Genomic DNA, 14,406 nt, shown 5'->3' on the forward strand with positions numbered 1-14,406 from the left:
TACGGGTGATCCGGGTCACACGGCGTCGTCCGGCGTAGGGTGGACGTTTACGTCCACCATCCCCGCATGCGCCACGGCCGTCACTCGCCCTCTCCTTCTCGCGGCACCACCACGAGAATGCTGCACCGAAGCTCGTCGAGCAGCGTGGTGCCCACGGAGCCGTGCCACCATCGGGCAAGCCGGCCGCGCGGCGTGTGGCCGACCACCACCAGATCCACGTCCAGCTCCCTTGCCAGGTGGCTGATCTCGATCACCGGCTCGCCCTCGCGGCGGTGCCCGGTGACCTCCAGCCCGCAGCCGCGCAGCCGCTCCACCCCCTCATCGAGGCTGGCCTGCACTTCCGCCATCTGCTCATCGATCCAGTTCTGGGGGTAGCCTTCCTGCATGAACCCCAGCGACGCGGGTAGCCGCAGCACCGCCAGCAGGTGAACGTGGGCACCGTTCATCTTCGCCACTTCGGCGCCCTGATCCAGGGCGAGGCGGCCGGCCTCGGTGCCGTCGTAGGCCATCAGTATCTGTCGATAGAGTGTCATTGTTTGATCAACCTCCCCATGAGCCACGCCGGGATCAGCGCCAGCAGGAACACCACGCCCAGGACCATGAAGCTGTCCTGGAAACCGCGGGCGTAGCCCTGCCGGTACACCATCTCGCCCAGAAAGCGCAGCGCTTCGGGCTCCAGCCGATCCGCACCCACCCCCAGACGCTGCGCCAGCTCCTGGAAGCGGGCGAGCACCTGGCGGGTCATCGGGTTGTCCGCCGTCTGCGTCTGCGCCATCACTTCCGTATGAAACCACGTTCGGCGGTCGAGAATCACGGATAACGCGTTAACCCCGAGGGCACCACCCAGTTGACGGGAGAAGTTCACCGCGCCGGCGCCCTGGGACACCTGGCTGAAATCCAGGGTGCGCAGGGAGCCGGCGTTGATGGACGGCAGCCCCAGCCCCATGCCGACACGCCCCACGGTGATCCAGAACACCATGATCCAGAAGGCGGTGTTGACGTCGGCCATGCCCAGGGCGAAACAGGAGACGGCAATCAGCACCAGGCCGATGGCAATGGGCACATGGGGCGGCAGCCGGTCACTGAGGTGCCCGGACAGCGGGAAGCTCAGGGCCATGACCAGCCCGGCGGGCATGAGCAGCAGGCCCGCCTTGGTGGCGGTGAACTGCTGGATTTCCTGGACGAACAGGGGGATGAGATAGGTGGTGCCGAACAGCGCCGCGCCGAAGCAGAAGCCGATGATGGAGCCCGCGGCGAAACCGGGCACGGCGAAGATGCGCACGTTGATGAGCGGCTCCTCGGAGCGGAGCTGCCAGTAGATGAACGCCATCAGTGACGCCGCGGCCACCGTGAGCAGGCCCTGGATCAGCATGCTGTTCCAGCCCAGACGCTGGCCATTGGACGTGGCCCAGAGCAGGCAGACCAGAAACGCCACCAGGAACGAGAACCCGATCCAGTCGAACACCGGCCGCGGCCCCCGGGACTCCCTGCCGGCCAGGAACAGCAGCGCGAAGGCAATACCGATCAGGCAGGTGGGGATGGGCAGGAAGAACACCGCGCGCCAGGAGAACCAGTCCACCAGCACGCCGCCCAGCGCCGGCCCCACCGCCGGCCCGAGAATCACCCCCAGGCCGTAGATGCCCATGCCGAGGCCGCGCTGGCGCTGCGGGAAGACCATGAAGATGATGGTCATGGCCAGGGGCTGGATGATGCCGGCCATGGCCCCCTGCACCACCCGCGAGAGGATGACCATGTCCTCGTTCACGCTCAGGCCGCCGGCCACGGCAGAGAGGATGAAGATGACCATGGCGCCGATGTAGGCCGCGCGCATGCCGAAAGCGCTGAGTGCCCAGGCGGAGAGCAGCATGAAGGCCGTCATGGCGGCGAGAAAACCGGTGGAGAGCCACTGCGCCTGGCTCTGATCGATCCCGAACACGCCCATGATGTCCGGGATGGCGACGTTGACGATGGTGGTGGCGAGGGTCATGGACAGGGTGCCCAGCATCACCGTGGCCGTGGCCAGCCACTTGTAGGCCGGCCCGTAGCGCTGGAAGAGCTGTTCAGTCTCGGACGTCAATCCGCACCTCGACCATCATCCCGGGGCGCAGCCTTGGGTCGGGGTCGTCGAAGGCGATGCGCACGGGGATGCGCTGGGTGATCTTGGTGAAGTTGCCGCTGGGGTTGGGGTTCGGCAGCAGGGCGAACTCGCTGGTGGCGGCGCTGCCGATCCGCTCAACGCGGCCCTGGAACTGCTCGCCACGGTAGCCGTCCACCCGGATGCGCACGGGCTGACCCTCGGCCACCTGGGCGATCTCCGTCTCGCGGATGTTCGCCTTGACCCACACCTTGCCCGGCTCGTGCACCATGAGCAGGTTCTGTCCGGCCTGCACGTGTTCGCCGGTGTTGACGAAGGTCTCGGCCACCACACCGTCGATGGGGCTGCGCACGGCGCGGTCGCTCACGCCCAGGGCGGCCTCTTCGCGCTCGGCGCGGAGTTCTCCGATCCGCGCCTCCAGCGTGGCCGCCGTTGCGGCCAGCACCTGCTGGTGGGCCTCCTCGGCCCGGGCCTCGTCAACGGCGGCGCGGGCCTCGTCCAGACGCGCCCGTGCCGAGCGCAGGTCGCTCTCCGCCAGCCGCAGGCCGTGGCGGGCGTCGTCCACCTCCTGTTCCGAGACCATGTCGTCCTGCGCCATGCCGCGCACACGCTCCAGGTCAGCCTCGGCCTTCTCCCGCTGGCGCGTCTGGCGCTCCACGTCCGCCTCGGCCACGCTCACCTGCCGGCGTGTGCGCTCCACGCGGGCGGTGTCCCGGGCACGGGCCAGGGCCAGCTCCGCTTCCACCTGATCCAGCTCGCGCCGCAGCGCCTCCTCCCGCGCTGCGTAGACCGCCAGGCGCTGCTCCGCCTCGCGGGCATCAACACGCACGAGCACGTCGCCGGCCTCGACGCGGTCGCCCTGGCTGAGGTCCATCTGCTCCAGCCACCCGGGCAACCGCGACGCCACGGTGACCATGTCCGCCTCCACGCGGGCGTCGATTTCGGTGACGAACGTAAGCTGCTGGTAGAGCCAGTAGCCACCCCCCGCCACCAGCCCCAGCAGGACCACGGCGGCAATGGCGAGCTTGCGGCCGCGACCGTTGCCGGGCTTGGCCTCGTGCGGCTGTGCGTCGCTCATCCCAGCCGCTCCGCCTGATCACGGATCCGCCGCAGCACGTCCAGGCACTGCCACAGCTCCTGCTCTGGAATGCCGTCGAGAATCTCGCCGCGCAGCTCTGCGGCAACCGCCTCGATCTCCTCCACGGTGGTGCGCGCCTTGTCGGTGAGATAGATACGCCGTACCCGGCGGTCGTCGCTGCACACCAGCCGTTCGATCCAGCCGTCTGCCGCCAGCCTGTCCAGCAGACCGACCACCGACGGACCTTCCACGCCCAGGCGCTCGGTCAACGCTTTCTGGGTGAGCCCCTCGCCGCTGCGCCAGACGTTCAGCAGCGCGCGCCACTTGGACTGGCTGAGGCCCAGCGGACGCAGCCGTTCATCCAGGCGCATGCGCAGCACGCGCGCCGTCTCCGCGATGGCGGAACCGAGGCGGCTGAGGTCGCTGAAATTGTCTTCGCGAGTGTTCGCTTGATCGGACATCATTATTAGGACCTAAATAGATAGGATGCTAGTAAAACAGCGTTTCGTTTTCGTCGCAATGCGTCGTAGAGTGAACGGCGTTATTGGTCGCGGCTGAAGCGGCTCCCACGGGATGGAGTGCCATCTGCTGTTGGAGCGGCTTCAGCGGCGACACCCATCAAGAATATGATCGACACGGAGGAGCCCATGGCCCACTACGGCGACCACCAGCTACAGATCTATCAGGCGGGGCTGAAAGGCGCGCGACCGCGGCTGCCCATGCGCATGGAGGATCTGGAAGACGCCGCCCACGCCGTGCTGTCCAGGGAGTCGTACTGGTACGTGGCCGGAGGCGCCGGCGAGATCACCATGGACGCCAACCGCACGGCGTTCGACAAGTACCGGATCCACCCGCGCATGCTCACGGACGTCTCCGAGCGGGACCTGTCCGTGACGCTGTTCGACCGCATCCTGCCCTCGCCGCTGCTGCTCGCCCCCATCGGCGTGCAGAGCATCATCCGTCCGGAGGCGGAGCTGGCCGTGGCACGGGCCGCCGCGGCCACCAACGTGCCCATGATTCTGTCCACGGTCTCCGCCCACAGCATGGAGCGCGTGGCCGAGACCATGGGTGATGCGCCGCGCTGGTTCCAGCTCTACTGGCCGCGCAGCCCGGAGCTGGCCGCCAGTTTCGTGCAGCGCGCCGAACAGGCCGGTTACGAGGCGGTGGTGGTCACCCTGGACACGAAGATGATGGCCTGGCGCGCCCGCGATCTGCAGAACGCGTTTCTGCCCTTTCTCAACGGCCAGGGGCTGGCCAACTACACCTCCGACCCCTGGTTCCGCGACGGCCTGGAGCGGCCGCCGGAAGAGGACATGTGGCCGGCGGTGCGCCGCTGGGCCGGGGAGTTCGCCGATCCGTCCAAGACCTGGAAGGACCTGGCCACCCTGCGCGAGGCCACCAAGCTGCCCATTCTGGTGAAGGGCATCGTTCACCCGGACGATGCGCGCCTGGCGCTGGAGCACGGCGTGGACGGCATCGTGGTCTCCAACCACGGCGGCCGTCAGGTGGACGGCAGCATCGCCGCCATCGACGCCCTGCCCGGCGTCGCCACCATGGTCAACGGCCGCGTGCCGGTGCTGTTCGACAGCGGCATCCGCACCGGTTCGGACGTGCTCAAGGCCAAGGCCCTTGGCGCCGACGCCGTGCTGCTGGGCCGGCCGTACATCTGGGGCCTGGCCCTGGACGGTGAAGACGGCGTGCGGGAGGTGATCAAGCGCGTGCTCGCGGACGTGGACCTCACCATGGCGCTGGCGGGCAAGGCGCAGTTCGCGGAGGTGGACGGAAGTCTGCTGGTGGATTAGGGGCTTTCTGGTGGACCTGAAGGTCCACCCTACCGCTGAGGCCGGCCCGCGGCATGCCGGACGTTGGGCGTGCCTTTCCCGGTGGACCTGAAGGTCCACCCTACGGTTGCCCTGGCCGCGGCCGTGTTGATGGTGGGCCTGCGGGTCCACCCTACGGGAACGACGGGTGGTGGCGCGTAGGGTGGACGTTTACGTCCACCACCCCGAACGCGGTATTCAACGTCAAAACAAACACGCCACTGGCGCACATGCGAGACGAGACGATGATCGAAGAAGGCACCCTGCTCTGGGAACCGGACACCGCCCGCGTGGAGAGCGCCAACATCACGCGCTTCCGGCACTGGGTCGCACGAACCCGGGGCCTCGACCTGCCCGACTACGACGCCCTGTGGCGCTGGTCCACGGAGCAACTGGAGGACTTCTGGGCCGCCGCCTGGGAGTACTTCGACTTCCGGGCCACGCCCTACGAGCAGGTGCTCACCTCCCGCGAGATGCCGGGGGCGCAGTGGTTCACGGGCAGTCGCCTCAACTGGGCGGAACACGCCCTGCGCCACGCCGATGGCGACAAGCCGGCGCTCTACCACTGCTCGGAGGTCCGCGAGACCACCGGCACCGTCACCTGGAACGAGCTGCAGGAGCAGGTCGCCGCTGCCGCCGAGGCCCTGCGGCAGCTCGGCGTGGAGCGCGGCGATCGCGTGGTGGCCTACATGCCCAACATCCCGGAGGCCATCGTCGGGGTGCTCGCCACCGCCAGCATCGGCGCAATCTGGTCGTCCTGCTCACCGGATTTCGGCACGCCCAGCGTGGTGGACCGCTTCTCGCAGATCGAGCCGAAAGTCCTGCTGGCCGTGGATGGCTACCGTTACAACGGCAAGGCGTTCGACCGCATGGCGGTGGTGGAACACCTGCAGAACACCCTGCCCAGCGTGGAACACACGGTGCTGCTGCCCTATCTCGACGGCAACGCCGACCCGTCCCGCCTGAGCAGTACGGAAACCTGGGATCAGTTCCTCGCGCGCGGCACCGGCGCGACGCTGCACTTCGAGCCCGTGCCGTTCGATCATCCGCTGTGGGTGCTCTACTCCTCGGGCACCACCGGCATGCCCAAGGCCATCGTCCACGGCCACGGCGGCATTACCGTGCAGCACACCCTGGCCGGCCACCTGCACAGCAACGTGGCCCCCGGTGATGTGTGCTTCTGGTTCACCACCACCGGCTGGATGATGTGGAACGCCCTGACCGGCATGCTGCTCAACGGCGGCACGCTGGTGCTCTACGACGGCAACCCCGCCTACCCGGACATGGACCGCCTGTGGCGCCTGTGTGAAGAGGTGAAAATCACGCAGATGGGCATCAGCGCGGCGTTCCTGACCGCCTGCATGAAAGCGGGGCGCCGCCCGCGGGACCATTACGACCTCACGCACATACGCGGCATGGGCGCCACCGGCTCGCCCCTGCCCCCGGAAGGCTTCCAGTGGGTGTACGACGCGGTCAATCCGGACGTCCACCTCGCCTCCAGCAGCGGCGGCACCGACGTCTGCGCCGGCTTTGTCGGCGGCGTCTCCACCCTGCCGGTGCGGGCCGGCGAGATGCAGGCGCGGTTGCTCGGCGCCAGCGTCGAGAGCTGGGACGACAACGGCAACCCGCTGATCGACGCCGTGGGCGAGATGGTCATCACCCGGCCCATGCCCTCGATGCCGCTGTTCTTCTGGGGCGATGACGACGGCAGCCGCTACCGGGAGAGTTACTTCGAGATGTTCCCGGGCATCTGGCGCCACGGGGACTTCATCAAGATCACCTCCCGCGGCACCTGCATCATCTACGGCCGCTCCGACTCCACCCTGAATCGCTACGGCGTGCGCATGGGCACGGCCGAGATCTACCGCGTGGTGGAGGACCTGGACGCGGTGCAGGACAGCCTGGTGGTGAACATCGAGCGCGGCGACGGCCAGCTGTACATGCCGCTGTTCGTGGTGCTCACCGACGGCGTCACCCTGGATGAAGCACTGGAGAAGGCGATCCGCGACAAGGTCCGGCGTGACCTCTCACCACGCCACGTGCCCGACGCCATCGTGGCCGTGGATGGCGTCCCGCGCACGCTCAGCGGCAAGAAGATGGAAGTGCCGGTGAAGAAGCTGCTGCTGGGGTATCCGGAAGACAAGGCGGTCAGCCGTGACGCCTGCGCCAACCCGGAGACCATCGATGCCTACCTGGCGTTCCGGCGCGAACTGGTCAACTGACAACGCTGGCACCGGTTTACCAATCGGCATAAATTGAAAACTGAACCAACAAGACAATAACAACAGTCGTGAAACGATGGAGGAGCAAGGCATGCGTATCACCAGAAATACCCTGACCGCCGGCGCCCTGGGCGCCGTACTGGCCTGGGCCGGTTCGGCCGGCGCCGACGACATCACCCTGCCAGGCAGCATTGCCATGACCGCCTACGGCACCGGGTCGGCCGGCTACACGCAGATGGCCGCCCTGGGCAATCACCTGCAGAACAACTACGGCACCTCCGTGCGCATTCTCCCCGGCGAGAACGACGTGGCCCGCATGACACCCCTGAGAACGGGCCGGGTGCCACTGTGCTCCTGCGGCATCGCCAGCTTCTACGGCGCCGAGGGCGTGTTCATGTTCGCGGGCCCCGACTGGGGGCCGCAGGACATCCGCGTGATCGGCACGTCGATCGCCAACTTCGGGCTGGGGCTGGCGGTGGCCGGTGACATCGGCGTGGAGACCCCGGCGGACCTCGAAGGCAAGCGCATTGCCTACATCCGCGGCGACGACGCGCTCAATGTGGGCGTCGAGGCCTTTCTCGCCTTCGGCGGGCTGACCTGGGACGACGTGGAGCGGGTGGAGTTCCCCGGCTACGGCCGCTCCTTCGAGGGCATCATCGCCGATCAGGCCGACGCCGCCTTCACCATGACCGTGGCCCCGCCGGCGCAGCAGCTCGATGCCAGCCCGCGCGGGATCACCTGGCCCCGCCTGGATCCGGACGACACCGAGGGCTGGGCACGCTTCCAGGAGGTGGCCCCTTACTTCCAGCCCCACACGGTGACCGCCGCGGCCGGTGGCCATGACGAGGACAACCCCTGGATCGGCTCCAGCTACCCCTACCCGATCCTGGTCGCCAACCGCGACGTGGATGACGAACTGGTCCGGGGCCTGCTGCGCGTGTTGATCGAGGACAACGAGCAGTACAAGGACGCCGCTCCCGGGCTGGCCGGCTGGTCGCTGGACAACCAGAACATGGAGTGGGTCATCCCGTTCCACGATGCGGTGGTGGAGTATTACAAGGAGATCGGTCACTGGACCGACGCCATGCAGGAGCACCAGGACATGCTGGTGGACCGGCACCGGACCATCCGGATCGCCTGGGGCCAGTACGTCTCCGACGACCCGCCCCGCGACGAGGACGCGTTCAAGGAAGGCTGGATGGAAGCCCGCGCCGCGGCGCTCGAAGAAAAGGGCATGGACCCGATCTTCCGCTGATCGCCGTCCGCATCTGCTCTGGCGTGTGGCGGGCACCGCGCGGTGCCCGCCACCCTGACCGCGACGCCTCGACCACACTGCACAGGGCACCTCGGCCATGAGCACTCCGAACGCCGTAACCAATGTCCCCGAGCCGGAACAGATTTCCGGTGTCCGGACGCTCCAGGGGGCCTGGCCGTGGCTGCCGCGACTGGCGGCGCTGATCCTGAGCCTCACCGCACTCGACTACCTGCTCAATCTCGGCTACCTCTCGGTGATCACCCGGGTGGAGAGCCAGTTCTTCTACACCGTGGTGGCGCTGATGCTGCCGCTGGTGTACATCCTCTGGCCCATGTGGCCGGGAGCGAGCCGCACCCGCGTGCCCTGGTACGACGTGGTGCTGTTCCTGTTCGCCCTGGGGGTGTGCGGCTACTTCGTCTACAACGCCGAACAGATCCTCGACCGCGGCTGGGAATACGCTGCGCCGGACCACGCCGTGGTCATGTCGTTCCTGTTCTGGGGGGTGATCCTGGAGGCCACCCGGCGCGCCGGCGGCCTGACCATCGCGATTATCGTGGCGCTCGCCAGCCTCTACCCCATGGTCGCCGACACCATGCCCGGGCCCATCCAGGGATTCCCGGCCAGCCCGTCGGAGACGGCCATCTACCACGCCATGAGCCGCGAGAGCGTCATGGGCATCCCGCTGCAGGCGTTCGCCAACCTGGTGATCGGGTTCCTGCTGTTCGGGGTGGCCCTGCAGCATACCGGCGGAGGCAAGTTCTTCATCAACCTCGCCTTCGGCCTCCTGGGCCACGTGCGTGGCGGCCCCGCCAAGGTGGCCATCTTCTCCAGCGGGCTCATGGGCTCCATGAGCGGCAGTGTCATCACCAACGTGATGACCACCGGCGTGCTCTCCATCCCGGCCATGCGGCGGGTGGGGTTCAGCCGCTCCTACGCCGGCGGTGTCGAGGCCTGCGCCTCCACCGGCGGCGTGCTGATGCCTCCGGTCATGGGCGCCACGGCGTTCATCATGGCCACGTTCCTGAACGTGCCCTACGGCCAGATCGCCCTGGCGGCCGTGGTGCCGTCGGTGCTCTATTTCCTGGGGCTGTTCATCCAGATCGACGCCTACGCCGCGCGCTACGGCCTCAAGGGGCTGCCGAAGCCGGAGCTGCCGTCACTGAAACAGACCCTCAAGGAAGGCTGGTATTTCATCTTCGTGTTCGTGCTGCTGATCTGGATGCTCTTCTTCCTGCGCCGGGAGGCGATCGCGCCCTTCTATGCCACGGCGCTGCTGCTGTTCATCAACCAGGTGCTGCCCTACCAGCGCTGGGGCTGGCAGGACGTGCTCAACTTTTTCTCGTCGGCAGCGAAGCTGTTCGCCGAGCTGATTGCCATCCTCGCGGGTGTGGGGCTGCTCATCGGCGCACTGTCCATGACCGGACTGTCGGGCACCATCGCCAACGACCTCATCTACCTGGCGGGCGGCAGCACGCTGGTGCTGCTGCTCATGGGCGCGCTCACCAGCTTCATCATGGGCATCGGCATGACGGTGACGGCGGCCTACATCTTCCTGGCCGTCGCACTCGCCCCGGCGCTGATCCAGGGCGGCGGCATGAACCCCATGGCCGTGCACCTGTTCATCCTCTACTGGGGGATGCTCAGCTTCATCACGCCGCCGGTGGCGCTGGGTGCCTTCGCCGCCGCCACCATCGCCGGCTCCCGCTCCATGGAGACCGGGCTGCAGGCCATGCGGCTGGGTAGCGTCATCTACTTCATCCCGTTCCTGTTCGTGCTCAACCCGGCACTGATTCTCCAGGGCGCCCCCCAGGAGATCGTGCTGGTGCTCGGCCAGGCGCTGTTCGGTGTGCTGCTGATCGCCGGCGCCATGCAGGGGTATCTGCTGGCGGTGGGTGACCTGTGCCGGAATGCGGTGCTGCAGTGGCCCATTCGCGGGATGCTGATTGTCGGCGGCATGACCATCGCCGTGCCCGGCGGCGGCCCGGTGCCGCTGACCAACCTGGAGCTGTCGCTGATCAGTGCGGTGATGCTGGTGCCGGCGGTGGGCATGGCGCTGTGGACGAACGGCGGTGGGGCGTTGCGGCGGGAGTATAGGGGGTAATCCCGCCTGGCGGGGCCTCGATTGGTAGACCTGAAGGTCTACCCTACGCCTACGCCTGCCACGGGAGCCCCGGCCGTCGCCCCGTAGGGTGGACCTTCAGGTCCACCATCAACTGGTGCCGGCGGTGGGCATGGCGCTGTGGACGAACGGCGGTGGGGCGTTACGGCGGGAGTATAGGGGGTAATCCCGCCTGGCGGGACCTCGATTGGTAGACCTGAAGGTCTACCCTACGCCTGCGCCTGCCACGGGAGCCCCGGCCGTCGCCCCGTAGGTTCCCGTAGGGTGGACCTTCAGGTCCACCATCAACCGATCACCCACCCCAGAACCAGCAGCCACCCCGACACAAGCACTGCGCTGCCCACGGTGAACCACCCGTTCCAGCGATAGCCCACGGTGGTGGCCGGCACGTCGGCGACCCGGGCGGTGATGAGCACGGAGGTGGTGAGCGGCGCCATGCCCACGGCCAGGGCCCAGCCGGTCATGACGCTGAGCGCCAGCAGCTCGGGGGCCAGGCCGAACACTGCGGGCTGGCTCAGGGAGGTGAGCGCGATGGTGGCCGTTACAATGGGGTTGAGCCCCACCTGCGCGAACAGCAGCATGAGCAGCGTCACGGCCACCGCTACTGGCGGCCCGTACAGACCGAGCGCCTGCAGGGTCTCGGCCAGCAGCGTCTCCGGGACGGCGGCGGCAATCATGGTGCCCATGACGCCGGCGGCGCACAGCACGGTGAGCTCGGCGCGCAGGCCTGCGAACTGCTCCGGACTGCGCCGGCCCACACGGGAAGCCGTGAGCATCACCGACCGCCCCCAGCCGGCGCGCAGCCACTGCACCCACATCCACACGATCGCCGCCACCGGCGCGGCGATCATGATGGCCACGGGCAGCTCCACCTCCAGCAGTTCCTCGATAGCCACGGCACCGGCGAAGATGGCCAGCACCAGGGCCAGGAACCGCGCGATGGTTGCCAGCGCACCGGGGACATGATCGCGGTTTGCCATGGAGGCGAGCTGGCGCGGCGCGGTGGCCCGGTCCACCACCCAGCCCAAGGCCATCAGCAGGACCATGGTGAGCAGGCCATAGGGCAGGACATCCTGCCAGCGCAGGTCCGGCATGACGGAGAGAATCACCGCCAGGGTGATGGTGAGCGGCGATCCCAGCGGGCTGACGGCGAAGCCGCGCAGCATGGCGGTGAACATGCGCTGCTGGCGCACCTGCTGGATGACGGCGTGTCCGCCGGCGGCGTCCAGGGTGTTGGCCTTGCGGATCATGACGCCAAGCAGGTTGAGCACGCCCATGTTCAGCACCACGCCGATGAGGTAGGCGCCGAAACTGAGCGTGGCATAGCGCTTGGCCGGCGGCTGGTTGATGAGCACGGCGCCGCAGCGACGCACCAGCGGCGAACTGTCCGCCGCTTCGCGCAGAAAGGAGAGGCACGCCAGAAAGGTGGCGAAGTAGATGGCGCGGTCCATGGCCAGCCAGAGGGCCTCGCCGGGACGGGGCATGAACCAGGGCAGCGCCAGCACGGCAACGGCGGCCACCGCGAACAGCAGCTTGGCGACCCGGGGCAGTGCCGGCCACTGGCCGGTCAGGTAGACCGCGAGCGCCACGCCGGCGGTGATCGCCAGGGGCGCCCAGTCGCTCAGCTGATAGCCGACGGTGGCCAGCAACACCACCGCCAGCCAGCCCCCGGTCCGCCAGTGGCGGCCCATGTCAGCGCGTGCCGTCGGGCGCGCCGCCGCCCTCCCCGTCGGACGGTGTGCCACCGGAGCGCAGCCGGAACGTGCCCTCACTCAGGGCAATCAGGTCCCCGCTTTCGCTGAAGACCTCACCGGTGGCCGCATAGATGCGCCGCCCACCCGCCCGGCGCCGGCCCACGGCGCGGATACGGCCACTGCTGACCTGGCCGGTGAAACTCACGGTGAGCGACAGGGTGATGGCACCACGCTGCTCGGCGGGGTCTTCGACGTAGCAGCCGGCGAAGCCACAGACCGCGTCCAGCATCGTGGAGAGAACACCACCATGGAGCACGCCACTGCGGTTCAGGTGCTTGGGCTGGACCTCCAGCTCGATGACCGCGAGGTCCTTTTCCCACTGCACCAGCTCATGGCCGACCAGGCCGTGGAAGCCCTCGGCCGTCTCGCCGGAGTAGTCCGTGTGTTGCGTGTTGTCGTCCGCCAAAACCGTGCTCCCCGGTGTAATACGACGAACCAGCTAGACGTCGCCCGCCTGGATCATGTCGTTGAGTTTGCCCTTGAGGATCTTGCCGGTGGGCGTCGCCGGCAACTGCTCCATGATCACCACTTCCGACGGCCGTTTGTAGGCAGCCAGCCGCTCGCCCGCGAAGGCGCGGATGTCTTCGGCCGTGGCGGTGCTGCCCGGTGCGAGCTGCACGTAGGCCACCACCTCTTCGTTGCCTTCCACGGGACGCCCCACCACAGCGGACAAGGTCACATCCGGGTGGGCGGTGAGCACGGCCTCCACGTCCGGCGGATACACGTTGAACCCCGAGCGGATAATCAGCTCCTTGCTGCGGCCGACGATGTGCAGGTTGCCCTTTTCGTCGATGCGGGCCATGTCGCCGGTGTTGAGCCAGCCCTCGGCATCGATCACCTCGACGGTGGCTTCGGGACGGCGGTAGTAGCCCTTCATGACGGTAGGCCCCCGCACCCACAGCTCACCCACGGCGCCCTCGGGCACGGGCTGCCCGTCGGTGCCCCGCAGGCAATAGGCCAGCAGCGGCAGCACCGGGCCACAGGAGGTGTCGTCCAGGGCGCCGTCCAGGCGCGTCTGGGAGATGGTGGGAGCGGCCTCGGTGAGGCCGTAGCCGTTGTGGAGCTTGAGGTTGAACGCCTCCTCCACGCGCGCTTTCACCGCCGGATCCAGGGGCGCTCCGCCCACGGACATGTAGCGCAGTTTCGGCGCCTGCAGCGCCAGACCCTCGGTCTTCAGATATTCCAGCAGCCGCTGGAACATCGCAGGGACGCCCTGGAGCACGGTCAGGCCATCGTCGGCCAGCGCCTTCGCCAGCACCGCCGGGTCGAACCGCGCGCTGAGCTGCAGGGTGCCGCCGGCAAACAGGGTGCCGAGGAACATGCTGGAGAGGCCGAAGACGTGGGAGATGGGTAGCACGCCGTAGACGCGGTCACCCTGCGCCAGCCCGCGCAGCCCGCCGGAGAGCGCGGCCACGGTGAGCATGTTGCGGTGGGTGAGCATCACGCCCTTGGGGGTGCCGGTGGTGCCCGAGGTATAGATGAGTGTTGCCACCTGGTCGGCACCGTCGGCCTCCACCGGCTCCGGGTCGGTGTCGCGCAGCGGGCTCAGGGCGAACTCACCCAGCCGGGCCGAGGCAACGCGCTCGGCTTCGTAGTGATCCGCCAGCACCCCCGCGGCGTCGGGCGAGCCTTCGGTGGTGAAAACCAGCCGCCGGGGCAGACAGCTCCCGGCAATGGTCTCGATCTCCCGGGGCGACAGCCGCGCACTCACCACGGCGCACCAGACGTCCATTTCGCTGGCGGCGAGGATGAACGCCACCAGTGCCCGGCAGTTCTCGTTGAGCACCATGATGCGGTCGCCGGCGCGCACGCCCGCTTCGCTCAGATGGCCTCGCGCCTCGTCCACTGCGGCAGCCAAGTCGGCGTACGTCCAGGCGGTATCGCCATCCACCACGGCCAGGGCGTCGGGGGTCTCCCGCGCCCAGGCGAGCGGGCGGTGGCTGATCCGCTGCGGCAGGTCAGCGATTATCTCGCTGGCCCAGCGGCCGCGGACCTGTTCATCGGGCATGTATCGTTCGGTCATTACAATGATGGCTCCGGTGCATCGCGACCGACGTCGCTCC

General features: G+C 68.2%; 11 protein-coding genes. 4 read left to right on the forward strand and 7 right to left on the reverse strand.

The window, feature by feature from the left end; all coding sequences use genetic code 11:
• Positions 1 to 80 precede the first annotated feature (80 nt).
• From BMZ02_RS08650 to BMZ02_RS08665, 4 genes are read right to left on the reverse strand one after another with little or no spacing between them, the layout of a single operon-like run.
• On the reverse strand, positions 81 to 533 hold the full coding sequence (locus tag BMZ02_RS08650; RefSeq protein ID WP_091642306.1) for a universal stress protein: 453 nt from the start codon (positions 531 to 533) through the stop codon (positions 81 to 83).
• Positions 530 to 2,077: a DHA2 family efflux MFS transporter permease subunit gene (locus BMZ02_RS08655; protein ID WP_216110769.1), complete on the reverse strand. Its 1,548-nt coding sequence runs from the start codon at positions 2,075 to 2,077 to the stop codon at positions 530 to 532. Before BMZ02_RS08655 ends, BMZ02_RS08650 begins: the two co-directional genes overlap by 4 nt.
• On the reverse strand, positions 2,061 to 3,173 hold the full coding sequence (locus BMZ02_RS08660) for an HlyD family secretion protein (protein ID WP_091642309.1): 1,113 nt from the start codon (positions 3,171 to 3,173) through the stop codon (positions 2,061 to 2,063). The genes BMZ02_RS08655 and BMZ02_RS08660 overlap by 17 nt, the downstream gene beginning before the upstream one ends.
• Complete coding sequence (locus BMZ02_RS08665) at positions 3,170 to 3,637, reverse strand: MarR family transcriptional regulator (protein WP_091642312.1); 468 nt, start codon at positions 3,635 to 3,637, stop codon at positions 3,170 to 3,172. The genes BMZ02_RS08660 and BMZ02_RS08665 overlap by 4 nt, the downstream gene beginning before the upstream one ends.
• A gap of 183 nt (positions 3,638 to 3,820) precedes the next feature.
• Between BMZ02_RS08665 and BMZ02_RS08670 the strand changes: the two genes are divergently transcribed.
• The 4 genes from BMZ02_RS08670 to BMZ02_RS08685 all read left to right on the forward strand — a co-directional run bounded on the left by BMZ02_RS08670 (position 3,821) and on the right by BMZ02_RS08685 (position 10,571).
• Positions 3,821 to 4,975 carry an alpha-hydroxy-acid oxidizing protein gene (locus BMZ02_RS08670; RefSeq protein ID WP_091642952.1) on the forward strand — a complete coding sequence of 385 codons (1,155 nt, stop codon included), beginning with the start codon at positions 3,821 to 3,823 and terminating at the stop codon, positions 4,973 to 4,975.
• A gap of 263 nt (positions 4,976 to 5,238) precedes the next feature.
• Positions 5,239 to 7,215, forward strand: coding sequence for an acetoacetate--CoA ligase (locus tag BMZ02_RS08675; RefSeq protein WP_171909867.1), 1,977 nt, complete (start codon positions 5,239 to 5,241; stop codon positions 7,213 to 7,215).
• A gap of 91 nt (positions 7,216 to 7,306) precedes the next feature.
• Positions 7,307 to 8,470 (forward strand): TAXI family TRAP transporter solute-binding subunit, encoded by a 1,164-nt coding sequence (locus BMZ02_RS08680; RefSeq protein ID WP_091642319.1) that lies wholly within the window; start codon positions 7,307 to 7,309, stop codon positions 8,468 to 8,470.
• Between the two features lie 97 nt (positions 8,471 to 8,567).
• Positions 8,568 to 10,571 carry a TRAP transporter permease gene (locus BMZ02_RS08685; protein WP_091642321.1) on the forward strand — a complete coding sequence of 668 codons (2,004 nt, stop codon included), beginning with the start codon at positions 8,568 to 8,570 and terminating at the stop codon, positions 10,569 to 10,571.
• 302 nt (positions 10,572 to 10,873) lie between these two features.
• On the opposite strand, the gene BMZ02_RS08690 is transcribed toward BMZ02_RS08685, so the two are convergent.
• The 3 genes from BMZ02_RS08690 to BMZ02_RS08700 are packed head-to-tail and all read right to left on the reverse strand — an operon-like array spanning position 10,874 to position 14,366.
• Entirely contained in the window at positions 10,874 to 12,280 is a 1,407-nt protein-coding gene (locus BMZ02_RS08690; protein ID WP_091642324.1) for a hypothetical protein, read from the reverse strand.
• A 1-nt stretch (position 12,281) separates the two neighbouring features.
• On the reverse strand, positions 12,282 to 12,749 hold the full coding sequence (locus tag BMZ02_RS08695) for a PaaI family thioesterase (RefSeq protein ID WP_091642329.1): 468 nt from the start codon (positions 12,747 to 12,749) through the stop codon (positions 12,282 to 12,284).
• A gap of 33 nt (positions 12,750 to 12,782) precedes the next feature.
• On the reverse strand, positions 12,783 to 14,366 hold the full coding sequence (locus BMZ02_RS08700; RefSeq protein WP_091642332.1) for a class I adenylate-forming enzyme family protein: 1,584 nt from the start codon (positions 14,364 to 14,366) through the stop codon (positions 12,783 to 12,785).
• Between the last annotated feature and the right edge of the window lie 40 nt (positions 14,367 to 14,406).

The sequence above is a fragment of the Aquisalimonas asiatica genome, assembly GCF_900110585.1.
Taxonomy (GTDB): Bacteria; Pseudomonadota; Gammaproteobacteria; order Nitrococcales; family Aquisalimonadaceae; genus Aquisalimonas; species Aquisalimonas asiatica.

Coding starts and splice junctions, on each gene's coding strand:
- BMZ02_RS08665 (WP_091642312.1), bottom strand. CDS start 3,637: ATGATGTCCGATCAAGCGAACACTCGCGAAGACAATTTCAGCGACCTC.
- BMZ02_RS08675 (WP_171909867.1), top strand. CDS start 5,239: ATGATCGAAGAAGGCACCCTGCTCTGGGAACCGGACACCGCCCGCGTG.
- BMZ02_RS08650 (WP_091642306.1), bottom strand. CDS start 533: ATGACACTCTATCGACAGATACTGATGGCCTACGACGGCACCGAGGCC.
- BMZ02_RS08700 (WP_091642332.1), bottom strand. CDS start 14,366: ATGACCGAACGATACATGCCCGATGAACAGGTCCGCGGCCGCTGGGCC.
- BMZ02_RS08670 (WP_091642952.1), top strand. CDS start 3,821: ATGGCCCACTACGGCGACCACCAGCTACAGATCTATCAGGCGGGGCTG.
- BMZ02_RS08685 (WP_091642321.1), top strand. CDS start 8,568: ATGAGCACTCCGAACGCCGTAACCAATGTCCCCGAGCCGGAACAGATT.
- BMZ02_RS08690 (WP_091642324.1), bottom strand. CDS start 12,280: ATGGGCCGCCACTGGCGGACCGGGGGCTGGCTGGCGGTGGTGTTGCTG.
- BMZ02_RS08680 (WP_091642319.1), top strand. CDS start 7,307: ATGCGTATCACCAGAAATACCCTGACCGCCGGCGCCCTGGGCGCCGTA.
- BMZ02_RS08660 (WP_091642309.1), bottom strand. CDS start 3,173: ATGAGCGACGCACAGCCGCACGAGGCCAAGCCCGGCAACGGTCGCGGC.